The organism is Saliphagus sp. GCM10025317 (genome assembly GCF_042663665.1).
Classification (GTDB): domain Archaea; phylum Halobacteriota; class Halobacteria; order Halobacteriales; family Natrialbaceae; genus Natronosalvus.
Genome location: NZ_JBHTAQ010000007.1, coordinates 1,360,898 through 1,382,882, shown reverse-complemented (window position 1 = coordinate 1,382,882; position 21,985 = coordinate 1,360,898). Strand labels below are relative to the sequence as shown.

Annotated in this window: 20 protein-coding genes; 7 read left to right on the top strand and 13 right to left on the bottom strand. The window is 65.9% G+C overall.

All coding sequences use genetic code 11. The features are described 5' to 3' along the window. Nucleotides 1-198: 198 nt before the first annotated feature. The 4 genes from ACFQS4_RS21500 to ACFQS4_RS21485 form a co-directional block, all read right to left on the bottom strand. On the bottom strand, nucleotides 199-1,605 hold the full coding sequence (locus ACFQS4_RS21500; protein WP_500196439.1) for a class II fumarate hydratase: 1,407 nt from the start codon (nucleotides 1,603-1,605) through the stop codon (nucleotides 199-201). Nucleotides 1,606-1,625: 20 nt separating this feature from the next. After that, nucleotides 1,626-3,347, bottom strand: coding sequence for a PH domain-containing protein (locus ACFQS4_RS21495; RefSeq protein ID WP_500196436.1), 1,722 nt, complete (start codon nucleotides 3,345-3,347; stop codon nucleotides 1,626-1,628). Beyond that, complete coding sequence (locus ACFQS4_RS21490; RefSeq protein ID WP_500196433.1) at nucleotides 3,344-3,805, bottom strand: PH domain-containing protein; 462 nt, start codon at nucleotides 3,803-3,805, stop codon at nucleotides 3,344-3,346. The genes ACFQS4_RS21495 and ACFQS4_RS21490 overlap by 4 nt, the downstream gene beginning before the upstream one ends. 172 nt (nucleotides 3,806-3,977) lie before the next feature. Continuing rightward, nucleotides 3,978-4,235 carry a BolA family protein gene (locus ACFQS4_RS21485; RefSeq protein ID WP_254160583.1) on the bottom strand — a complete coding sequence of 86 codons (258 nt, stop codon included), beginning with the start codon at nucleotides 4,233-4,235 and terminating at the stop codon, nucleotides 3,978-3,980. A gap of 145 nt (nucleotides 4,236-4,380) precedes the next feature. On the opposite strand from ACFQS4_RS21485, the gene ACFQS4_RS21480 reads away from it, so the two are divergent. Next, nucleotides 4,381-4,872, top strand: coding sequence for a DUF7523 family protein (locus ACFQS4_RS21480; protein WP_500196429.1), 492 nt, complete (start codon nucleotides 4,381-4,383; stop codon nucleotides 4,870-4,872). A gap of 39 nt (nucleotides 4,873-4,911) precedes the next feature. On the opposite strand, the gene ACFQS4_RS21475 is transcribed toward ACFQS4_RS21480, so the two are convergent. After that, the gene (locus ACFQS4_RS21475) at nucleotides 4,912-6,078 is read right to left on the bottom strand and encodes an inorganic phosphate transporter (RefSeq protein ID WP_500196426.1); all 1,167 of its coding nucleotides are present in this window, start codon (nucleotides 6,076-6,078) and stop codon (nucleotides 4,912-4,914) included. A 156-nt stretch (nucleotides 6,079-6,234) separates the two neighbouring features. Between ACFQS4_RS21475 and cysS the strand changes: the two genes are divergently transcribed. Further along, nucleotides 6,235-7,734 carry a cysteine--tRNA ligase gene (gene cysS / locus ACFQS4_RS21470; protein ID WP_500196424.1) on the top strand — a complete coding sequence of 500 codons (1,500 nt, stop codon included), beginning with the start codon at nucleotides 6,235-6,237 and terminating at the stop codon, nucleotides 7,732-7,734. 199 nt (nucleotides 7,735-7,933) lie between these two features. On the opposite strand, the gene ACFQS4_RS21465 is transcribed toward cysS, so the two are convergent. Next, nucleotides 7,934-8,371 carry a DUF7575 domain-containing protein gene (locus tag ACFQS4_RS21465; RefSeq protein ID WP_500196422.1) on the bottom strand — a complete coding sequence of 146 codons (438 nt, stop codon included), beginning with the start codon at nucleotides 8,369-8,371 and terminating at the stop codon, nucleotides 7,934-7,936. 94 nt (nucleotides 8,372-8,465) lie between these two features. After that, the gene (locus ACFQS4_RS21460; protein ID WP_500196421.1) at nucleotides 8,466-9,581 is read right to left on the bottom strand and encodes a presenilin family intramembrane aspartyl protease PSH; all 1,116 of its coding nucleotides are present in this window, start codon (nucleotides 9,579-9,581) and stop codon (nucleotides 8,466-8,468) included. Between the two features lie 363 nt (nucleotides 9,582-9,944). On the opposite strand from ACFQS4_RS21460, the gene ACFQS4_RS21455 reads away from it, so the two are divergent. Then, on the top strand, nucleotides 9,945-11,567 hold the full coding sequence (locus ACFQS4_RS21455) for an outer membrane protein assembly factor BamB family protein (protein ID WP_500196418.1): 1,623 nt from the start codon (nucleotides 9,945-9,947) through the stop codon (nucleotides 11,565-11,567). An 88-nt stretch (nucleotides 11,568-11,655) separates the two neighbouring features. On the opposite strand, the gene ACFQS4_RS21450 is transcribed toward ACFQS4_RS21455, so the two are convergent. Beyond that, nucleotides 11,656-11,931, bottom strand: a complete 276-nt coding sequence (locus ACFQS4_RS21450; protein WP_500196416.1) for an H/ACA ribonucleoprotein complex subunit GAR1 — start codon at nucleotides 11,929-11,931, stop codon at nucleotides 11,656-11,658. Further along, a complete protein-coding gene (gene srp19, locus ACFQS4_RS21445) occupies nucleotides 11,931-12,212 on the bottom strand; it encodes a signal recognition particle subunit SRP19 (RefSeq protein ID WP_312908984.1) in 282 nt (93 codons plus the stop codon). Before srp19 ends, ACFQS4_RS21450 begins: the two co-directional genes overlap by 1 nt. A gap of 357 nt (nucleotides 12,213-12,569) precedes the next feature. Here srp19 and ACFQS4_RS21440 point away from each other — a divergent pair, with 357 nt between their 5' ends. Continuing rightward, a complete protein-coding gene (locus tag ACFQS4_RS21440) occupies nucleotides 12,570-13,433 on the top strand; it encodes a hypothetical protein (RefSeq protein ID WP_500196409.1) in 864 nt (287 codons plus the stop codon). Between the two features lie 211 nt (nucleotides 13,434-13,644). On the opposite strand, the gene ACFQS4_RS21435 is transcribed toward ACFQS4_RS21440, so the two are convergent. After that, nucleotides 13,645-14,868 (bottom strand): PGF-CTERM-anchored ABC transporter substrate-binding protein, encoded by a 1,224-nt coding sequence (locus tag ACFQS4_RS21435; RefSeq protein ID WP_500196406.1) that lies wholly within the window; start codon nucleotides 14,866-14,868, stop codon nucleotides 13,645-13,647. 116 nt (nucleotides 14,869-14,984) lie between these two features. Here ACFQS4_RS21435 and btuC point away from each other — a divergent pair, with 116 nt between their 5' ends. From btuC to gatE, 3 genes are all read left to right on the top strand, one after another. Continuing rightward, on the top strand, nucleotides 14,985-16,019 hold the full coding sequence (gene btuC, locus ACFQS4_RS21430; RefSeq protein WP_500196694.1) for a vitamin B12 ABC transporter permease BtuC: 1,035 nt from the start codon (nucleotides 14,985-14,987) through the stop codon (nucleotides 16,017-16,019). Beyond that, entirely contained in the window at nucleotides 16,016-17,374 is a 1,359-nt protein-coding gene (locus ACFQS4_RS21425) for a heme ABC transporter ATP-binding protein (RefSeq protein WP_500196403.1), read from the top strand. Before btuC ends, ACFQS4_RS21425 begins: the two co-directional genes overlap by 4 nt. A gap of 72 nt (nucleotides 17,375-17,446) precedes the next feature. Beyond that, on the top strand, nucleotides 17,447-19,318 hold the full coding sequence (gene gatE, locus ACFQS4_RS21420) for a Glu-tRNA(Gln) amidotransferase subunit GatE (RefSeq protein WP_500196400.1): 1,872 nt from the start codon (nucleotides 17,447-17,449) through the stop codon (nucleotides 19,316-19,318). A 123-nt stretch (nucleotides 19,319-19,441) separates the two neighbouring features. Here gatE and ACFQS4_RS21415 read toward each other — a convergent pair whose 3' ends face one another. From ACFQS4_RS21415 to ACFQS4_RS21405, 3 genes are all read right to left on the bottom strand, one after another. Further along, nucleotides 19,442-20,557, bottom strand: a complete 1,116-nt coding sequence (locus tag ACFQS4_RS21415; RefSeq protein ID WP_500196398.1) for a hypothetical protein — start codon at nucleotides 20,555-20,557, stop codon at nucleotides 19,442-19,444. A gap of 82 nt (nucleotides 20,558-20,639) precedes the next feature. Next, nucleotides 20,640-21,425: an RNA methyltransferase gene (locus ACFQS4_RS21410; RefSeq protein WP_500196396.1), complete on the bottom strand. Its 786-nt coding sequence runs from the start codon at nucleotides 21,423-21,425 to the stop codon at nucleotides 20,640-20,642. After that, on the bottom strand, nucleotides 21,422-21,973 hold the full coding sequence (locus ACFQS4_RS21405; RefSeq protein ID WP_500196394.1) for a DUF8114 family protein: 552 nt from the start codon (nucleotides 21,971-21,973) through the stop codon (nucleotides 21,422-21,424). The genes ACFQS4_RS21410 and ACFQS4_RS21405 overlap by 4 nt, the downstream gene beginning before the upstream one ends. Nucleotides 21,974-21,985 lie beyond the last annotated feature (12 nt).

The following is a 21,985-nucleotide window of genomic DNA, read 5'->3' as shown; positions in this document are numbered from 1 at the left end:
GGGTTCGTTTATTTCACCGTATACGCCGCCGATTGGGCGGCTCTCGGTCGATTTTGGCGTCGGGTTCGAGAAAAAATGAGCGTCACAATCCGATGAACGTGATGTGAGCCGGTCAGTTTCGGTTACAGGTCGACTCGAGAAAACGAGGGAAATCCGCGGTGGAAAAACGCTACTCGAACTATGTCGAGTTTCTGGTAGTTACTCGTCGCCGAGGATGCCACGCTTGGTCATCTTCCGCGGGTTGAGCACTTCGTCGGCCTCGTCCTCGGTGAGGTAGCCCTTCTCGAGGGCGACCTCGCGGACCCTCTTGTCCTCCTTGAGCGCCGTCTTCGCGACCTCGCTGGCTTTGTCGTAGCCGATGTGGACGTTGAGCGAGGTCGCTAGCGCCATCGACTGCTCGACCTGCCGTTCACAGAACTCGCGGTTGGCCTCGAGTTTGCGGACGAAGCGGTCGGCGAACACCGTGCTCGCGTTCGAGAGGAGTTCCGCCGACTCGAGGAAGTTGTGCGCCAGGACGGGCTTGTAGAGGTTGAGGTCGATCTGGCCCTCGGCAGCGCCAGCGGCGACCGCGGCGTCGTTGCCGACGACCTGCTTGTGGACCTGATTCACGGCCTCGGCGACGACCGGGTTGATCTTGCCGGGCATGATCGACGACCCGGGCTGGTTCTCGGGCTGTTCGATCTCGCCGAGTCCGTTTCGCGGGCCGGAGGCGAGCAGTCGCAGGTCGTTAGCGATCTTATTCAGCGAGCCAGCGACGACGCGAAGCGCACCGTGGGCCTCCGACATGGCGTCGTGCGCGGCCTGGGCCTCGAAGTGGTCGTCGGCCTCGCGGAACTGGACGCCGGTCTCTTTGGTGATGTACTCGGCGGCGCGCCCGGGGAACTCGGGGTGGGTGTTCAGCCCCGTCCCGACCGCGGTCCCGCCGAGGGCGAGTTCCGCGAGGTGCTCGCGGGTCTTGTCGACGCGGGCGAGTCCCTTCGCGACCTGGGTTCGGTAGCCGCCGAACTCCTGGCCGAGGGTGACTGGTGTGGCGTCCTGAAGGTGCGTCCGTCCGGTCTTGACGACGTCGTCGAACTCCGCCTCCTTGGCCTCGAGCGCCTGGCGAAGCGTGTCGAGGGCGGGGATAACGTCCTTCTCGACGGCCTCGAGGGCGGCGACGTGCATCGCCGTCGGGATCACGTCGTTGCTCGACTGGCCGAAGTTGACGTGGTCGTTCGGGTGGACGACGCGGTCGCCGATCTCCGAACCCATAATCTCGGCGGCGCGGTTGGCGATGACCTCGTTGGCGTTCATGTTCGAGGAGGTGCCCGAGCCCGTCTGGAACACGTCGACGGGGAACTGGTCGTCCAGCTCGCCGGCGATGACCTCGTCGGCTGCCTCGACGATAGCGTCGGCGACGTCCTCGTCGATCAACTCGAGGTCGCGGTTGGCCTGAGCCGCGGCCTTCTTGACGACGCCGAGGGCGCGAACGAACCGGCGGCCGAACGTGATCCCCGAGATGGGGAAGTTCTCGACCGCGCGCTGGGTCTGTGCGCCCCAGTAGGCGTCGGCCGGGACCTGCATCTCGCCGAGACTGTCCTGCTCCGTGCGAAATTCGTCTCCCATACCCTAGCGGTTCGCGGGCGTCAGGTAAAATCCACCGAAAACCGCGGCCCCTCGTCCGTCGCCTCGCGGCGCTCGCGCAGGGCGGTCTGCAACCGTTTTCGACCCGTCGAAGCGACGGTACGGCCGTCCTCGAGGTCGACGTCGTAGACCGTCGGCGTCTTCCAGACGAACGTCTGAGAGCTGGCCGTGTCGACGACGACCGAGGTCAGTCCGAGTCGACGCTGGAAGATCGACCGGCGATTCGAGACGGTCTGGATCCGGTAGTAGGGAATCACGGTCGTCCGGCGTCGCCAGAAGCCCCGGCGGATCACGAGGTGGTCGTCGCCGACGGAGTAGCCGAGGTTGACGTATCGGAGGTGGGCTGCCGGGAGTACCGCGAGGAAGATGGCTGCCGAGAGGTACCAGTACCCCGTCCCGAAACCGGTCAGGCTCGAGACGCCGAACGCGAGCGCGACGAGAACCGCCGCGACGAGGGCGTAGCGCACGAGGTAGCGCTGGCGGGCGACTGTTGGCGGCGACTCGAATCGCGGGGGCTCAGTGCCCGTGAGGTTCTCCGCGAACGTCTGGACGCGCTCGACCCTCGCCAGCGGGACGGCAGACGTGCTCCCGTCGCTCGAGTCGGGGCCGTAGCCGGCGGTTTCGACCCAGAGGCCGGCGTAGCCGAGGGCGCGCTGGAGCGGATTGTCGGTGATCGTCACGGACTGGACCTTCTCGGAGGGCACCGAGCCGCTGTAGCGCTGGAGCAGGCCGCGTTCGTAGACGAAGTCGTCGCCGGCCCGGCCGAGTCGGAAGTCGTAGTAGGTAGCGAACGTGTACGCGACGCTGACGGCGTAGGTGACGACGACGCCGTTGATCGCCGAGGCGAGCCCCAGGGCGACGTACCCCGAGGGCGTCGCGTCCGTGAACGAGGCCGGGCCGCCGAACGGTTGGGCCGTCGCGAGCAACAATGCCTCGACCTGATTGGTGAAGAAGAACGCGAGCGCGAGGACACTGGCGGCCGCCGCCGGGCGAACCGTCGTGAACGCGTAAAGCAGCAACTCTCGGGCGTCGAGCGCGAAGAGTAGCGTCGGTCGGTCGTCCTCGAACGGTGCCTCTGTCCCGGTCTCCGTCTCTTTCGTCTCCGTGGTCGAGGCCTCGAGGCCCGAGTCTGTGGAGGCCGAGACCTGGCCGCTCGAGGGGTGCTCGCGCTCGCTTTCGCGCTCGTGCTGGTTGGTTTCGTGCGGTGCGCTCGTAGACCGCGGTGCTGGAGCGGATGTATCGGTGTCGGCCTCGGCTTCGTCGGGTCGACGCGCGGTTCGTCGCCGAATCTCGCGCTGCAGGCGCTTCGCTTCGTCCTCGCCGACGAAGTCGAGCGCCGCTTCCGTCTCGCCGCCGCCCGCGGTTTCGATCGAGACGACGGCGAGGCCCACCACGCGGTGGAACACGCCCTGACGAACGTCGACGTTCTGGATGCGCCGGTAGGGAATCTCTCGAGCGCGCCGGGAGAAGACCCCGGAGGCGACGTCGACCGTGTCGTCGGTGAGTGCGTACTCGAACCGGTAGTAGTACGCGAGGCCGTAGGCGGTGCCGACGAGCAGTCCGACGGGTGCCAGATACAGGGCCCAGGTGACGGAGACGGCGTCGAAGACCGCGCTCAGCACGCTCACGAGGAAGAACGGCATCGAGAGCCCGACGACTGCTGACCGGAGCGTGGTCGTGACCGCGCTCAACGGGTGGAGACGATGAGTATTCGAGTCGGTCATACGCCGTCGTCGGCCTCGCTCTCGACGGCCAGTTCCCGGAGCGTGTCCTGAAGTCGGCGGGCGCGTTCGGGGGTGAGTCCCGGGACCCGCACGTCCGCGTTTCGCGAGCCGGCCGTGTAGATCACGACGCTCGAGAGGCCCAGCGCGCGCTCGACGGGGCCGAACTGCGTGTCGACGTGCTGGACGCGGACGAACGGGACGGCCGTCTCGACGAACGTCACGACGCCTCGCTCGAGGTAGAGGGCGTCCTCCTGGAGGTCGAAGTGCCAGCGCCCGTAGAGCAAGACCGCGTAAACGACGCCGAGAACGAGTGCGAGCGCGACGACGGTGACCGTCACGGCGACCGGGATCGAGAATAGCCACTGGTCGACGGCGCTGACGGCGACGCCGAGGAGGACCGCCAGCAGCACCCACCGAGCGATCCACACCAGGCGAATGCGCGGATGCAACGATTCCATAGCCGAATCCTCACACGTAGGTCGGATAAACGTGAGGATTGGTGGCGCCTTCGATCGTCGATGCGTTGCGGCCGAGCGTTCAATTGCTGGACCGTTGCGGTCGAGCGTCCGGTCTCGGGTCGTCCGATCTCGAGTCGTGGCCGTCGAGCGCTCAACCAGTACCGACGAACACTCAGTCGTCGACGCGCTCGGCGTACTCCGCGGGCGTGTACGTCGACAACTCGAGGGCGTGGATGTCCGTCGTCATGTGGCCCTCGAGGGCGTCGTAGACGCGCTGGTGTTGCTGGACGAGGGGCAGACCCTCGAACGCCGGCGAGACGACCGTTGCCGCCAGGTGATCGTCGTCGTGGTCGCCGCGGGCACGGCCGACGGTCACGTCGGCGTCCTCGAGCTCGGATTCGATGAGAGATTCGACGGCTTCGGGTTCCATGTCCGGTTCATCGTCCGAAGTGCCCAAAAGCGCCCCGGTCTCGTCATCTTCGTCACGGTCCCCGTAGCCGACATCGTCGCCATCGTCACTGTTGTCGTCGCCGTCGGCCGGCGCGTTTATACTGGTCGCCTCCACACCGCCGAACATGTCACTCGCAGCCGACACGCGACGGGCGGTCGACGCCCACCCGTTTCTCCACGCCGCGCTTCGTGCAGGCGTGGTCAACTACACCGCCGCCGCCCGCTTCCTCGCGGTGGACGGCGAAACCGACGCGGTCGCGACGGCGCTCAGGCGCTACAGCGACGAACTCGAGGCGCTCGGTCCGAGTAACCGATCCGTCCGCGTCCGGATGCAAAGCGGCGTCGGGCCGGTCGACGACCCCGACGAGGTGCTCCTGGCGGTCGGCTCTACCGTCCTCGGCACCGGGTCCGACTCGAGTGCGTACACGGCCATCGTCGCGACGGGCGAGGTGGGCGCCCGAGCGGTTTCGACGGCGCTCGCGTCGCTGCACATCGCGGGTATCGAGGTGATCGCTGCCGGATTCGAGCCCGAAACCCTGGTCGTCGCGGTCGAGCGCCTCGACGGGGCGAACGCCGTTCGGGCGGTCGAGAGCGCCCTGGAGACGGCACTCGAGTGAGGAGGAGAGCGTCGGACTCCGAGCGAGGCGGACCGCGCGTCAGTACACCGGTGCGACGGAGAAGACGGCGTAGGCGCCGACGGTCGCAACGACCGGGATCAGATGCTGGAGCGTGAGCACGCGGGCGCTCTCGAACGGGTCGAACTCGAACTCGAGTTCGGGTTCGGGTTCGGGGTCGGACGTGTCCTTCGACGCGATTGCCCCTCTGGCCTCGGCAGGATCGGTGCCTCCATCGCCGACGGGTGCGCGTATTCGGCCGCCGGAATCGTCGTCGTGGTCGCCGCGGAGCGTCCGACTCCACCCGAGTCCCGCGATGGAGACCGTCGCGACGATCACGAAACTGGCGGGAATACCGAGCAGCGAGAGTGTGACGATGATGGACGCACTGACCGTCGACGCGACGAGCGCGGCAGGGAGGGGGAGTTCGACGATATCGTTGCCCAGCGTCTCGAGGGTTCGTCGAGCGATCGTCACTGCACCCAGGGCGACGGCGGCCGATCCCAGAACGATGCCAACTGGCATGTCGAGAACGCCACCGCCGATCAGCGGCGCGACGATGTTCGCGATGTTGGAGGTGCCGGAACTGAACGCCATGAGACAGCCGACGACGACCACCACGCCCCCGGCCAGCAATTCGTCGCGCTGGCTCGAGGTGACGGTCATCGAGGGAATCGTACCCGAGTGGTCCACGGCGAACAGCGATTCGTTCGAACTCGACTCCGAGATCCAGTCGTCGATCCGCTGGTAGTAGAAGTACCCGACGGCAACCGAGACAGCGAAGCCAGCAATCGGGGCGACGGTCCACCAGAAGACGATCTCGCGCATCGTCGCCCACTGCAGTTCGCCGCTGGCGACGCCGAGACCGGCGATCGCTCCGACGGTGGTCATCGAAGTCGAGGCCGGAACGCCGGTCCGGTTCCCAGCGAACAGCACGAGACCGATGAGGCCGAGAATGACGATGCTCGACTCGAGCGTGAAGAGCGACGAATCGTTGAGTAGCTGTTGTCCAAGCGTGTCGACGACGCGACGGCCGATCGTCGCGGCACCGAGGCCGAAGAAGACGGCCATCAGCCCCCCGGCGACGACCTTCGGTACCAGCGACGCTCCGACGGCGGGTCCGAACGCCGGCGCCGTCGTCGAGCCCCCGATGTTGAACCCGACGAAGACGGCGATGAGAATAGCAAAAATCAGCAGTAGCTCGGGCATTGTCTCAACGTTTCGAAATCCGCAGATAACGCTTCGCCCAAAATAGCTTGGGGTAGAGAGCACGGAACGCAATCCATCGGACGGTCGAGTGAGTCCGTGTCGACGGTCGACACCCCATCCGACGCTTTAAGGTACGCCCGCGAGGACACTCGAGTAATGACCCTGCACGTGACGAATACGTTGACGGGCGAAAAAGAGCCGTTCGAGCCACAGGACCCCGAGAACGTTCTCCTCTATTACTGTGGCCTGACGGTTTCTGACCCGCCCCACCTCGGGCACGCCCGCTCGTGGGTGCACGTCGACGTGATGCACCGCTGGCTCGAGCACCTCGGTTACGGCGTTCGTCACGTCGAGAACTTCACCGACGTCAACGAGAAGATTGTCGCCCGCGTCGGCCAGGACGACCTCGGCAACGACGAAGCCACAGTCGCCGAAACCTACGTCCAGCGGACGATCGAGGACATGCGCTCGCTGAACCTCCTGCGCGCGGAAGTGTACCCCAGGGTATCGGAGCACATCCCCGAGATCATCGACCTCGTGGAGACGCTCGTCGAGTCGGGCTACGCCTACGAATCTAACGGATCGGTCTACTTCGACGTGACGACCTTCGAGGACTACGGGGCGCTCTCGAACCAGGACATCGAGTCGATCGAAGCGCAGGGCGAACCCGACGAACAGGCCGAGAAGCGCCACCCGGCCGACTTCGCCCTCTGGAAGGCGGGACCCGTATCGGAGGAGGCAGTCCACGAACACAGCAAGGGCGCGACCTGGGAGGAGACGCCGACCGGCCAGACCTGGGACTCGCCGTGGGGCGAGGGGCGGCCAGGATGGCACATCGAGTGCTCGGCGATGAGCATGACCCACCTCGGGGAGACCCTCGACGTCCACGTCGGCGGCCGGGACCTCGTCTTCCCTCACCACGAGAACGAGATCGCCCAGAGCGAGGCCGCGACGGGCCACCAGTTCGCCCGCTACTGGCTCCACTGCGAGCTATTCCAGATGGGCGAGACGAAGATGTCCTCGAGTCTGGGCAACTTCGTGACCGTCGACGAGGCCGTCGAGCGGTGGGGACCCAACATCCTCCGGACGTTCCTCACCGCGGGCGCGTACAACAGCCAGCAACTCTACAGCGACGAGACCATCGCGGAGGCCGAAGAGCGCTGGGAACGCCTCGAGCGCGCCTACGACGCCGCCGTCGACGCCCTCGATTCCCCCGCTGCGAAGTCGAAACTCGTCGAGGAGGAGCTTCGCAAGTCCGTGGACGCCGCTCGGGAGGCGTTCGCCGAGGCGATGAACGACGACTTCAACACCCGCGAGGCGCAGTCGGCGCTGCTCGAAATTGCGAGCGCGGCGAATCGTCACCTCGAGGCCACCGAGGGAGAGAACGGACCGGAGGCGTACGACTACCAGGGCCTGAAACGAGCCGTCGAGACGCTCGAGGACCTCGGCAGCGTGCTCGGATTGACCTTCGGCGGTGCCGACGCGAGCGGCGACGTCGAACTCGCGGGCGAGGTCGTCGACCTGGTCCTCGAGATCCGCGAACAGGAGCGAGACGCGGGCAACTACGAGCGCGCCGACGAGTTGCGCGACGAACTCGAGGCGATCGGCGTCGAGGTGCAAGATACGGACGAGGGGCCGACGTTCCGGCTTCCGTGACGGCGGCTGTTCACCACTCCCCTTCTGGTTCGAACGTCGTCAGTGCTCGTGACGGACTCGAGATTCGTGTTCGTCGCGATGGCAGGAACGACCGCGGCGGGTCTATTCTCGCGATGGGAACGAGGCGGCGAGACGCGTAGGAATAGGTCGAGACTGCGTCGTCCATTTTTGTACCGTGTTACGGTAGCCGTCCCGGGGACTACCGATCCGACGCGGTGGACGTCTCCTGTTGTGCTTCCAGATTAGAGAAGTCCGAGAGATCGCTCGTACACCAGTGGCAGAACTCGAGATCCGTATCGAGTTCCTTCCCACAGTACGGGCAATGTGTGAGGCTCCCGTCGGGCGCCGGTGATCGCCTGACGACCTGATTGTGCGCCACCGCGAGCAGATACGCGTCGACGACGCTGATAACCGCGACGAACAGGAGCGGAGACAGTTCCGCCAGATCTGCGCCCTCGCCGGCCGCGAGGGCCTCGAGTGTGGCCGTCTCGACGAACAGGATACTGACGCCGAACAGGAGGACGATCCAGCCCAGCGCACGCCGCCAGCGCCGGAGGTAACAGTGACCGAAGCCGGTGACGAGGACCCCGAGTAACGCGGCGAGCCACGGGCGCTTCTTCGAGAACGACCGATCCATAGGTTAACTAACTGGTTAGGTAGCTATAAGCCTTCACGTCCACGCCATCGAGACCGTCCCGGGGCACGAAACGGCGTGATCGGGAGTCGCCGACTCACAAGCCGAGCGCCGTCGCGATTGGCACGCCGGCCCACAGCGCGCCGACGAGGTAGCCGCCGATCGCTCCCGAATTGAGCAGCGGCAGTCCAGCGTGCGGTCGGCCCTTGAGGACCATGGCCATCAGGACCAGCAGCCCCGCGAGCGTGCCCAGCACGCCACCCAGCGCGGGCGCGTTGAGCGTGATCAGCGGAACGTCGAACGAGCCAACCTCGAGGAAGGAGGCGGCGCTGGCGATCAAGATAGTCGGGATGACGGCGTCACCGAGGCCGATGAAGAGGGCGTCACGGACGCCTTCGGGTGCTGCGTCCGGTTCTGGCTCTGTTTGCTCAGGCTCTGTCCGCTCTGCATCAGTCCGCTCTCGCTCGTGTTCGTCCTTGACAGCCTTGGAATCGGTCGGCTCAACGGTGGGGCCTTCGGAATCGTCCGCATCGGCTTCCGGGGAACCGCCGTTGGTCGTCACCGTCGATTCCGCGTCTCGATTTTCGATCTCACCGGGCACGTCGCCGGCCTCGAGGAAGGAGTACGACAGCGAGGTCGGGACGACGAGGACGACGGGAATGTGCAGGTCCATCACGCCCTCAGCGAGGTCGAGCATGTGTTCCGTCCGGTAGACGCTAATCGCGTCGTAGACGGCGAGCACGACGAGCAAGACGAGAGCGGGCAAGAGGCCGAAGCTGATCCCGAAGAGGCCGGCCGCACCCGCGCCCATGACGACGCCGGCGAGGTCGATGACGTACCACTCTGGATAGATCACGAGGGCGGCGCCGACGCCCAGCGAGACGAGGAGGGGGAAGACACCGAACGAGCCGACCGTGGCGACGGGCGGGAGAATCTCGGCGAAGACGAACCACGAGAGCATGACGCTGACGCCGACGATGAGTCCGCGGATGATCCACTGGAGATCGTACTTGAACGCCGCGAGCATGAACGCCGTCATCACGAGAATCGCCCCGACGTAGACCAAGCTGTTCGTCGGGTCGGAGGGGTCCTCGACGGCCTGCATCTCGGCGGCGGTGAAGGGTTCGACGAGCGCGAGCGCGCCGAACTGGACGCCGATAAAGAGGAGACAGGTAAATCCGACTGCACTGCCCAAGCGAATCCGCTCGTTCATGAGTCGCGATTTGAGCGGCCGTCGTATTGGTGTTGCGTTCTCGAGGCGGACGACCCTTCGCCCGTGTTCACCAACGTCGAGGCGTTCGCGGGCGGCGGATCCACCCTCGAGTGGCCGTGCCGGCGGGTGACCGAAAGCCACTTCGTGAGAGGAGCGCCCCTGACAAGCGCACGATGTCCCTGAATTAGCCACCGCGCGTGTCACTTCGGCGAAACGAAGCGGAGCTCGGTTTCGTGAACGGTTATTTTCGACCCAGGGACGTGGTCCGTTGCTCCCGGCGCAATCGTCTCACGGGTACCGTTTCGATGTCGAAATCGAGTTACCGAAACAGTAGATAACTGGGTAGCGCCAAAGGGCCCGCGTATGTCAGACCACAGCCGACGAACGTTCCTCCGGCGTACCGGGCTGGCGATCACCGCCGGAAGCACCCTCGCCGCAGCGAGTGGAACGGCTGCCGCCACCTCGTCGACGGCCGCCGACCCGAGCGACTGGCCCTCCCTCGGGGGGAGGCCGGGAAACAACGCGCGAGTCGCCTCGGGAATCAGTGATCCCGGGTCCCTCGAGGTCGCCTGGTCGTGTGACTGCGGTGGCCATATCGCGGTCGTCGACGAGACGGTCTACCTCCGAGCGGACGACGGCTCCGTACACGCCTACGAAGCCGCGGACGGGTCACAGCTGTGGCAAACCGACGACTTCGGCGCCGATCGAACGCCGGCGGTTGCCGACGGAACCGTTTACGTCGGCGGCGAGGCGCTCACCGCGGTCGACGCCGAGAACGGCGAAATTCGCTGGCGGGTCGAGCTCGAATACAGCGACGGGATTCGATCGCCGAAGGTCGCCGATGGGGTCGTGTTCGTCGTCGGCGACGGCGTCCTCTACGCGTTCGACGCCTCGAGTGGGGAAGAACAGTGGCAGTTCGATCCGGACGACGGGGAACTCCACGAATCGCCGGTCCCGGTCGACGATGGCGCCGTTTTTGTCGTGGACGAGACGCGCCTGTACGCCCGCGAGGCCAGCGACGGTGCCGAACGCTGGACGTTCGACCTCGAGGCCAACGACGACGATGGACAGTTCAGCGCGGTCACGCCGGTCGTGGACTACGGCATCCTGGCCGCTGGCTACCACGGCGAGTCGGACGCTGGGCTCTCCTACCACGACGTCGAATCCGGGGACCGAATCGCTCGCGTGGCCGGTCGAGCGCACAACCACCCACCCGTGATCGGCTCGGAGCTCGTCTACACCGTCGACGGGACGAACAACGACACCGCGACGGGCCACGATATCGAGACGGGGGAGAAGGAGTGGGAACCGGACCCGTCCGGCGAAGGGGCCAGTCCACTCATCATCGACGAAGAGCACGTCTATGCCGGTCTCGAGAGTGATTCAGAATCGACAGACGAAGACGAGGGGTCCTGGATGCGCTTTTTCGCGTTCGACGCCTGGGACGGCTCCGTCGAGTGGGAGAGAGACACCACGGCGGTACTGAATCCCCTCGCACTCGTCGACGAAACGCTCTACGTCGGGAGCGTCAACGGCGAGGCGCTGGCCGCGTTGCGACCGAACGGTGGGGGCGACGACGGCGAGGGCGACAATGGCGAGGACGGAAACGACGAGTCCGACGGAGGGAGCGAAATCGACGACGATACCGACGACGAAGAGAACGGCTCCGACGAAGATGGCGATACTGACGACGAAGAGAACGGCTCCGACGAAGATGGCGATACTGACGACGGTGGTTCCGAGAACGAATCGAGCGACATCAGCGAAGGGAACGAGAGCAACAGTACCGACAACTCGAGCGGTTCCGATGATACGAACGAGACCAACGAGACCATCGGCTCCAACGACTCCAACGACACCGGATCGGCGGCCGACGAGGCGGACGACTCGACCCCCGGATTCACCGGCATTGGGGCGCTCGCCGGAGGTGGACTCGCCCTCGAGTGGCTACGGCGCCGAGTCGACGAAGACGAATCCGAGGAGTAACGACTCGAGGTCGACCCGAGAATAATGACTTGAGGCCGACGACGGCCACTACGACGAGGTACCACCACAACGCACGAAACGCGCGGCGTTATCGTGCGTACAATGTCGACCCGACGAGACCCGGCAGGTGAACGCTCGACTGCGGCGTAACCGCGAGATACGGTCGATCGACCGGGCCGAACACGTCGACGACGCGACCGACGGTTTCGAGGGAGTCGTTCAGGACCATCGTGCCGATGGCGTTTCGTCCGCTATCGTTGCTAGTACCGTCCCCGCCGTCGTCGCCGTCCCCATCGCCCACAGGCTCAGCCCGCAACACCGCGAGCCCCTGAGCCGTCCGGACGACCGTTCCAACCCGCCGCATCACTCCCGCAGCGCGACGACGTACGCCGCGACTGCCTGAACGAGGTCGTTCTTCGTCGAGTCCTCGGTTCCGCGGACGACGACCCGTCCACGAGGCTCCCAGTGTTCTCTCGAGTAGGCTTTGTCGCGTTCGACGGTCGCATCGTAGCCTATCTGCTGGACCGCCTTCGCGATTTCCTCGACCGTCGGCTCCTCGACTGCCAGCTCGAGGGGTACGCGTCGCCCCTCGGCCCGCGAGCGGGTGGAATCCAGGTACGCGGGCCAGATGACGTTCTCGACCATGGGACCAACTCGGCGGGCGGGTGAGTAAACGCTTTTCAAAACGAGACGGGGCGCGCAGATAGAGCGGAATCCGGTTTCGAATCGGTATGGGACGTGGAATCGGGACTCGAGTGCCGCCTCGTCTTGAATAGCGGTTTGTGAGGATCAGCCCTCGGTCGCTTGCGACGCGGTCGACTGGAGAGCTGCTCGCCGTGGTGGGAGACCGGGCGTTCGGTGACCCTACCTGGTATGTAGTCCCAGTGTGCCGGGAAATAAGGCGATCATACAGAGAGAAGGTACAATCGGATCGCAAGCCTGGTCTTTTTTCACATTTTCAACTTGTCTCTAACAATATCCGGTGACGGTATCGGTGTGCCCATGGGTAACACCATCAAACGACGAACGGTACTGGTGGCGACCGGGGTGGCCATGGGTTCGCTGAGCGGGTGTCTCGGATCGCTACAGGACAGTGGGCAAGAGGGGTGCGTACCGCCGGGGCAGTACGACTGTCCCGACGGCGAGTTGATCGCGGTACACGAGTTCGACGACTGCTCCGTCGAACAGACCGAGGGCGATTGTGCGATCACCGTGGAAGTGACCGAATCGGAGGGCGAGGACGACGACTGTGAGGCGTTCAGCTTCGAATGGGCCGTCGACGACGACTGCGTCGTGTACGCCGTGCGCGTCTACGGCGGTAACGATTGCGAGGATTACGACTACGGCGACGGCGCAACCGATGGGGTAATTGAAACGGACCTCGAAGCGGGACAGAGTGGACAGCAAGCCGGGATATCAAATATTCGATTCTGTGGTGAACTCAAGGAGGACGACGGTGGCGACGAGGGTGACGACGGAGATGGTGATAACAGCGATGACGGCGACGACGAAGATGGAGGCAACGGTGACGGCGGTAACGGAGACGATGGTGATGACGGTGACGACGGAGATGGTGATAACAGCGATGACGGCGATGGCGGTAACGGAGATGATGGCGATGACGGTGATGACGGAGATAGTGATAACGGCGATGGCAGTGAAGGTGACGACGGTGGCGACGATGACGACGGTAACGGCGATAACGGCGACGACGATGATGACAGTGGCAACGGTGATGACGGCGACGACACTGACGACGGCGACGATGGCAGCGACGACACTGACGACCAGGACGGAAAGTCGAAAAAGGAAAAACGAAAGGAAGAGGCCAAAGAGCAATCGAAAACGCAACAGAAATGTGAGTGAACGCGGGGACTAATCGACACACCAGGGCGGTGAATCTGCCTCACGTACGTTCTCGACTATTGTTCGATCGGACTGGCGTTCCCTCGAGCACCTCCCTAGCCACCACAAACTCGAGCGTGAGTGCTGACTCGTCGACCAGACGGTGGACAACGAAACACGTCACCGTGAGAGTGTCGCGGTGGTTCAGCCCAGACCTGTCGTGTCTGGAGCGCTACAGTCGACGGAGTGCGAGCAGACCCGCGATAGCAGCGAGTGCGACGGGGACGCCGAAGCCGGGAATCGAATCCTCGTCGTTGGATTCGTTTGCGTCCTCATCTTCGTCTTCCGTCTCGCTCTCGTTGTCGTTCGCCTCGCTTTCATTCGCCTCGCTTTCGTTCCCGCTATCGGCGTCTTCTTCGTCGGAACCAGTCGTCTGCAGGTCGGCCAGCGACTCCTCGTAGGACTGATCGGCCGCCTCGAGGTCCGCTTCGACCTCAGCGTGGGCGTCGGCGTGCACGGTTGCGAAGATGTCCTCGATAGCGAAGACGACGTTCGGTGCGGGCTGACTCATCGCGTTCGCATCGACGCCGAAGTGCTGATCTTCCTGCATCGCCGTCGTCTCGCCGACGGCGTCGGAGATGGGCGGTTCGTCGTAGGCGTCGTCGCCGTAAAGGATCCACTCGGGGTCCTCGTCGACGATCGTCTCGTCACTGATGATGCCCCAGCCCTCGATACCGGCGTTTGCGGCCACGTTTTCGACGCCTGCGATCGTCAGAATCTCGTGTTGGAACGTGCCCGTTCCGGCGGTGTAGACCTCGCCGTCCATCGCATAGAGGGCCGATGGGCGCGGCTCGTCCGCGAGTACGTCCTCGATGATCGAGAGGCGCTCGTCCATCCACTCGAGCGTGACGTCGCTGCCGTCGCAGGCACCGGTGAGCTGTCCGGTGATTTCGACCGCCGAGCGTACGTCCTCGAGCGAACTGGAGGACTCGAATACGTAGACGTCGATGCCGGCATCTCGGAGCTGATTCAACTTGTCCTCCTCGAACGTGACGACGTTCGCCGCGAGCACGACGTCAGGTTCGAGCGCGATGATCTCCTCGACGACCGGCGTCACGCCGTCGTCGGCGGTGATGTCGGTCTTGCCCTCGGTGTCGAGCTCCTCGGTATACGGACCAATCGGCATGCCCTCGAGCCGGCCTTCGGCGCCGACGCTGTACACCAGTTGCGCGTCGCTCGGGTAGAGCGCGACAATCGATTCGGGCGGTTCCTCGAGCGTCAACTGTTCGCCTGTCGCGTCCTCGAGTTCGACCGGATACTCGCACGTAGAGTCGGCCTGGGACGGCGCTTGAGCCCCGTTCGAAGCCGATAGCGTGGTGTCCCCGGCAACTAGCGCGGGACCGATGCCCGCGGAAAGCGTGAGTAACGCGATTGTGGCGATGAGTAGTCGTCGCATCGCCTGATGCTCCACGGCTATCCAATAAATATTTATCTAAAGCAAGCGAGCTTGCCAACGTGAAGCGATCCGGACTCTCGTGGTCGATTGGGCTGTCAATCCTGCTCGTTCTCGTAATGATCGGGAGCGCCGCCCTCGGACCAGTCCGGATCGACCCGTTCGTCGTCACGAAAGCGATGCTCAACGTGCTCGTCGTCCCTGCGGGCCTCAAGTGGACCGCGACGGCGGTTCCGCTGCTCGATCTGATGGTCCCTCGACCTAATCTCGCCTACGCCTCCCTCTTCGCATTCGACGTTCCCAGGACACACCAGACGATCGTCGGCGACGTCCGGCTGCCGCGAATCGCGCTGGCAGCCACGGTCGGCTTCGGTCTGGCCGCCGCCGGGACGGTGATGCAGGGCTTCTTCAGGAACCCGCTGGCCGACCCTTCCATCATCGGCGTCTCGACCGGTGCGGCGGCGGGAGCGGTCGCCGCCATCGCGTACCCAGCGCTGGTTCCCCTGACGAGCCTGCACCTCTCCGCGTTCGTCGGGGCCATCGCCACCGCGATGCTCGTCTACGCCATCGCGACCGAAGGTGGACGCACCCCCGTCGCGACCCTCCTGCTCGCCGGCGTCGCCGTCCAGGCATTCCTGGGCGCGCTCATCTCCTACATGCTCGTCCACAGCGGGGACAGCCTTCGGGCGGCCGTCGTCTGGATGATGGGCCACCTCGGCGGAAGCAACTGGGGCGACGTCGGCTTCGCCCTCCCCGTCGCCCTCGTCGGCGTCGGCGTCCTCGGCGCCTACACTCGCGAGATGAACGTCCTCCTGCTCGGCGAGGAAGATGCCCACCACCTCGGGGTGAACGTCGAGCGGACCAAACTTCTCTTGCTCGTGATCGCCTCCGTCGTCACCGCTGCGGGCGTCGCCGTCGCCGGCGTCATCGGCTTCGTCGGTCTCGTCGTCCCGCACGTCATGCGCTTGCTCGTCGGCCCCGACCACCGAATCCTGCTCCCGACGAGCGCGCTCGCCGGTGCGTCGTTTTTGGTCGCGACGGACACCCTCGCTCGAGCAGGCCCCGCGGAAGTTCCGGTCGGAATCGTCACGGCGGCTCTCGGCGCGCCGTTCTTCCTCTTTCTGCTCGTTCGACGGGAGGTGCACTCGCTGTGACCGACGCTCCTGCTCGACCGCTCGTGGAAATCGAGGATCTCGAGGTCGCCTACGGAACCCTCGAGGTCCTCGAGGCCGTTTCGCTCGAGGTCGACCGCGGCGAGTTCGTCGGCCTTGTGGGTCCGAACGGTGCCGGGAAGACCACCCTCCTGCGAGCGCTCAGCGGCGAGATCACGCCCGCGGGCGGCGACGTCCGGATCGACGGCGAGGACATTGCGACGCTCGCTTCCCGCGAGGCGAGTCGACTCGTGAGCGTCGTCCCACAGAACACGTCGCTGTCGTTCGCCTTCGACGTCCGCACTGTCGTCGAGATGGGGCGCTACCCCCACCGTTCGCGGTTCTCTCCGCCCGCAGAGGCGGATCGGCAGCAGGTCGACCGGGCGCTCGAGCGGACGCGAACGACCCGGTTCGCCGATCGACCGATCGACGCGGTCAGCGGCGGCGAGCGTCAGCGAGTGCTCATCGCGCGGGCGCTCGCCCAGGACACGCCGCTGCTGTTGCTGGACGAGCCGACGGCGAGCCTGGACGTGAACCATCAGGTCGAAACGCTCGAGTTGGCCCGCGAGCTGTCCGCGGACGGGCGGGCCGTCGTCGCGGCGATCCACGACCTCGACCTGGCGGCCCGGTACTGCGACCGGCTGGTCGTCCTCGCGGGTGGGACGGTCCAGGCCGACGGTCCGCCGGGCGAGGTGCTGACGGCCGACGTGCTCGAGTCGGCCTTCGACGCGAACGCGACGGTCACTCGACATCCGGTGACGGGGGCGGCGAGCGTGACGGCGTTTCCGCGCTCGGAGTCGGGGGATCGTGATATCGTGGACGACCGGGAGATTGAATCGACGACTCCGGCGAGGCTCGAAGGGCGGCGCGTTCACGTCGTGGGAACGGGAGAGGCCGCCGCCGACGTGATAGGGCGGTTCGAGCGGGCGGGCAGCGAGGTGACGACCGGTCCCGCACCGGCCGGGGGAATCGTCGACCAGCGCACGACCGACCGCGGCCTCGAGTGTGTGCGAACCGAACCGTTCGCGCCGGTCTCTGCCGCCGCTCGAAGACGCGTCGCCGAACTCGTTGGCGCGGCCGACGCGACGGTGCTCGTCGACTTCGACCTCGCGCCCGGAACGCAACTCCTGCTCGAGGCACTCGAGGACGCGGCGTCGCTGGTCGCCCTCGAAACCCGGCCGCTGTCCGAGCGGAACTTCGTCGGTGAGGCTGGAACGGAGCGATACCGACGGGTCGAGGCGGACGCGCTCGAGGCGACCGAGGGCTCGGTGCTCGAGGTGGCGGCGAGAGCCATCGCCGGCCGAGACGCTGACGTTCGCGAAACCGCCTTCGACGACGCCTCGAGCGACGACGACTGAGTCGGCTTTCGTGACGGCGCCCCCGTGACGGACTGGACGGTTTTTTACCCCTCCGCCACCGAGTGCTCGCCAATGACCGCGGATTACGACTACGAGGCGCTCGGTCTCGTCGCCGGACTCGAGATCCACCAGCAACTCGACACGGCGACGAAACTGTTCTGTGCGTGTCCGACCGACCTTCGCGAACCCGACGAGTCGGCCCGCCGATTCACCCGCTACCTCCACCCGACGCGGAGCGAGCTGGGCGAACTCGACGAGGCCGCCCTCGAGGAAAGTCGGGTCGAACGGGAGTTCACCTACCTCGCCTACGACAGCACCTGCCTCGTCGAGGAGGACGACGAACCACCCCACCGCCTCGACGAGGAGGCCCTCGAGACCGCGCTCGAGGTCGCCCAGCTGATGGACATGACGCCGGTCGACCAGGCGAACGTGATGCGGAAAATCGTCGTCGACGGCTCGAACACCTCGGGCTTCCAGCGGTCGACGCTCGTCGCCACCGGTGGGTCGATCGAGACGAGCGACGGCGACGTCGGCATCGAGGACATGATGCTCGAGGAGGAGAGCGCCCAGCGCGTCGAGGAGACCGACGACGGCGTGACCTACAGCCTCGACCGCCTCGGCATCCCGCTGGTCGAAATCGGCACTGCACCCGACGTTCGAACGCCCGCACAGGCCCAGGAGGCTGCCGAGCGCATCGGGATGCTGTTGCGATCGACCGGAAAGGTCAAGCGCGGCCTGGGAACCATCCGCCAGGACGTCAACGTCTCCATCGCCGACGGCGCTCGCGTCGAGATCAAAGGCGTCCAGAGTCTGGACGACATCGCCGACATCGTCCGTACCGAGGTCGGGCGCCAGGCCGAACTGGTCTCGATCCGTGACGAACTCGAGGCTCGCGGCGCTGCGGTCCACGAGCCCCAGGACGTCACCATCGTCTTCGAGGACACCGACAGCGGGGTCGTCGCGAGCGCGCTGAACGACGGCGGGTCGGTCTTCGGGGTCCGCCTCGAGGGCTTCGACGACCTCGTCGGTCGCGAAATCGCGCCCGACCGGCGCCTCGGCACCGAGTTCTCCGACCACGCGAAGCGCCACGGCGCGGGCGGCATCTTCCACACCGACGAACTCCCGGCCTACGGCGTCACCGACGACGAGGTGGCGGCGCTCCGGGAGGCCGTGGGGGCGACCGACGAGGACGCCGTCGCCATCGTCGCCGCCGCGACCGACGTCGCCGAATCCGCGATCGAGGCCGTCGCCGACCGCGCACGGACGGCCCTCGAGGGCGTTCCCGAGGAGACCCGCGGCGCGAACCAGGACGGGTCGACACGTTACCTCCGCCCGCTTCCGGGTGCGGCCAGGATGTACCCCGAGACGGACGTGCCCCCGGTCGAACCCGATCCGAGCGAGGTTCCCGAACCCGAACTGCTGACCGAGAAGGTCGAGCGCTACCAGGCCGAGTACGACCTCGACGCCGGCCTCGCCGAACAGGTCGCCTACGGCACCCACATGCCGCTGTTCGAGCGCGTCGTCGCCGACGGCGTCGATTCGACATTCGCCGCGACGACGCTCGAGTCGACGCTCACCGAACTGCGCCGAGACGACGTCCCGGTCGAGAATTTGAGTGACGATCACCTCGAGACCGTCTTCGCGATGGCCGAGGACGGCGACATCGCGAAGGAGGGCGTGCCTGATCTCCTCACCGAACTGGCAGCAGACCCCGACCAGGATCCGCAGACGATCGCCGACGAGGCCGGACTCGGATCCGCCGCCGAGGACGACGTTCGCGAGGCCGTCCTCGAGGTCGTCGAGCGAAACGCCGAGCAGGTCGAGAGCGAGGGTATGCAGGCGTTCTCGGGACTCATGGGCGAGTGTATGGGCGCCCTGCGTGGGAAGGCCGACGGCGACCTCGTGAGCCAGGTGTTGCGCGAGGAGATTCAGAAACGGGCCTGATTCTGGACCTGTTCTTCCTCGAGCGGTCGTAGTAGTCGAATCGAACCACTCACTATATTTTTTGAAGTGAATTAGTATAGATATCGTAGTGATAACAGCCAGCCGATCGGCCACCGCCCGCCGTCACTCCTCGATCGGATCGGTCCCGTAGACGGCGGTGACGAGTGCTGCAGACCCGCCCGTCTCGAGGTCTAACGAACGCGCCTCGCCGCCGAGTCCCGACTCGAGACGCTCGGCGTCGACGGCGGTTTCGGACTCGTAGGTGACGATTACGCGAGCATTGGACTCGGATTCCACGAGCTGCAGTTCCTGGACGATTCCCGTCGCCCCCTCGAAGGGCGAGAAGTCGAAAGCGACGTCGTCCTCCTGGACCTGGTCGCCCGGTTCGAGGTCGGTGAGCGATTCGCCGCCGCCCGCGAGACACGATGTGATTCCGGTGTTCGCCCCTGCACGGAGCAGGGTCTCGAGTGTCGCGTCCGATTCGTGGGCCGGCGACTGCGAGCCGACGTTCGTCTCGACGATGGCGGAGACGGCCGCCAGGGACCGAGCCTGGTCGGCGCCGAACGCGTAGACGAACGCGTCGTCGGTGACGCCGACGACCTCGTTCGAGGCGCCGTCCGCGAAGACGACGAAGTCGTCGGCGCCGTCTTCCGCCTCGGCCTGCAGTTCGTAGCCCTCGGCCTCGAGCCCCGAGCGGGCCGTCTCGAGGCCGTACGCCCCGTAGAGGGCGTACGCGCCGTCGACGTAGACGAGGGCGGCGTCGTCGGATTCGCCCTCCGCCTCGGCCTGTACCTGTGCGACGGGCGAGGATCCGAGTGCGAACAGTCCGTAGATGCCGAGCGACACCACGGCGATCGGATTCTGGAGGAGGGGGTCGTCGGGCACCGTTCCCTCGCCCGGGTCGTCGTCGAGGGTCCCGACGATGGTCGCGAGGTCGACGGCGGTGAAGAAGTACTCTCGCGACGTCGTTTCGTCGTCGGCTAGCGCGTCGGCCGACGGTAGCACTGACGCGTAACTGGGGAGTTCGCCGCCCTCGAGCCAGGCGGGCGTCGTCTCCTCGTCGGTTTCGTCGTCCTCGGCGGCCCCGTCGGTGTCATCGTCTGCGTTCGAATCCTCGTTGTCCCCCACATCGTTGGGCTCGAGCGACTGATCGCCCTCGTCGGCGAGGTCGGAACAGCCGGCCAGAAGCGTGCTGGCGGCGCCGAGCATCGCGAGAACGTGGCGGCGGTGTGTATCCATTGCTCGTGGTCGTGAGCCGAGGACTATATCGCTGGTGGCCACTCCAGGAGTATCGATACCTCTTCGCAGCGACTCGTATTCCTCAGTTCCCCTCGCGGTCCGGGCGCTCGGTCGCCCGGCGCAACACGCCGAGCAAGGTGGTGACCTCCTGGACCGTTGGATCGGCTCGACCGTGGAGCCGTCGAAGCATACGCATCGTCTTCGCTCGCTTCTCCTCGGGGTGGTTGATCTCCGCCAGCAGGGCCTCCCACTGATCGTACAGCCGCTCGAGAGACGGTTCGTCGGCTCGGACGCGCTCGAGGTCGGGAAGCTGGACGTCGTCGGGTCCGAGCGCGAGCGTCCGGAGTTCGTAGAGCGTGATGGTCGCGGCCTGGCCGAGGTTGAGCACCGGGTATTCGGTGCTTGCGGGGATCGAGCAGACCTCGTCCATGCGGGCGAGTTCCTCGTTCGTCAGGCCGACGCCTTCCCGGCCGAAGACGACGACGGTGTCGGTCTCGACGGTCTCGAGGCGGTCGGCGAGCTGGGCAGGCGTGGAAAACGGAAAGCGCACGTGGTGCTGGTCGTCTTCGTTCGTGATCGCCGTGGTGCCGACGGTGTGGTAGGTATCGACCAGGTGCTCGAACGAGACCTCCCGCGCGTTCGGGAGGATGTCCTCGCGCGCGTGACCGGCGAAGCCATAGGCCTCCCCGTCGGGGTCGAGTTCGGGCGGGTCGACGAGCAGCAGCTCCGAGAAGCCGAAGTTCTTCATCGCTCGAGCGATGGTGCCGACGTTGCCGGGCGTCTGGGCGTCGACGACGGCGACGGCGGGCGGATTTCGACGACGCTCGTCACCGGTTTCCGGCGAAGACGCTCGCGGGTCGTCGGTCATTTCCGGCCCGGATACTCGGCGCCGAAATCCACGTCCGCGTTGGCGATGTCCTCGTCGCTCAGGCCGACCCGGTCGCTGATGTCGTCGCCCATCAGGTCGCCGTGCTCGTTGGGATCGGCCTTCGGCGGCTTCGGCAGATCCGTCGGGTCCGTCTCGACGTACTCCATTCCCTCGTAGCCCTCGGGTGCGCGACCGCCCTCGAGGAACCACTCGTAGAACGCCTCCGCGAAGTCGTCGCTGCCGCGGTGGGCGTCGCCACCCTCCTCGCGGAACCAGTAGACGAAGTCGGGTTCGTGTTCCTCACAGAGGATGACCTCCGAGAGGGGTTCGCCGTAGACGTACCGCGCCCGGTTGCACGCCTCGAGGTTGTCGTCGCCGTGGATCAACCAGCAGCCGTGACACGGCGCGTTGTAGATGACGTCGAGTCGGATCATCCGTTTGCGGGCGTCCTCGGGCATCTGCGCGAGCGGGAGAAAGTCGCCGTCTTCGTCGAGGATGTCTTCCTCGTCGAAGCGCCAGCCGCGCATCCCGATGCTCACTTTTCCCATGGTCGGAGTTTC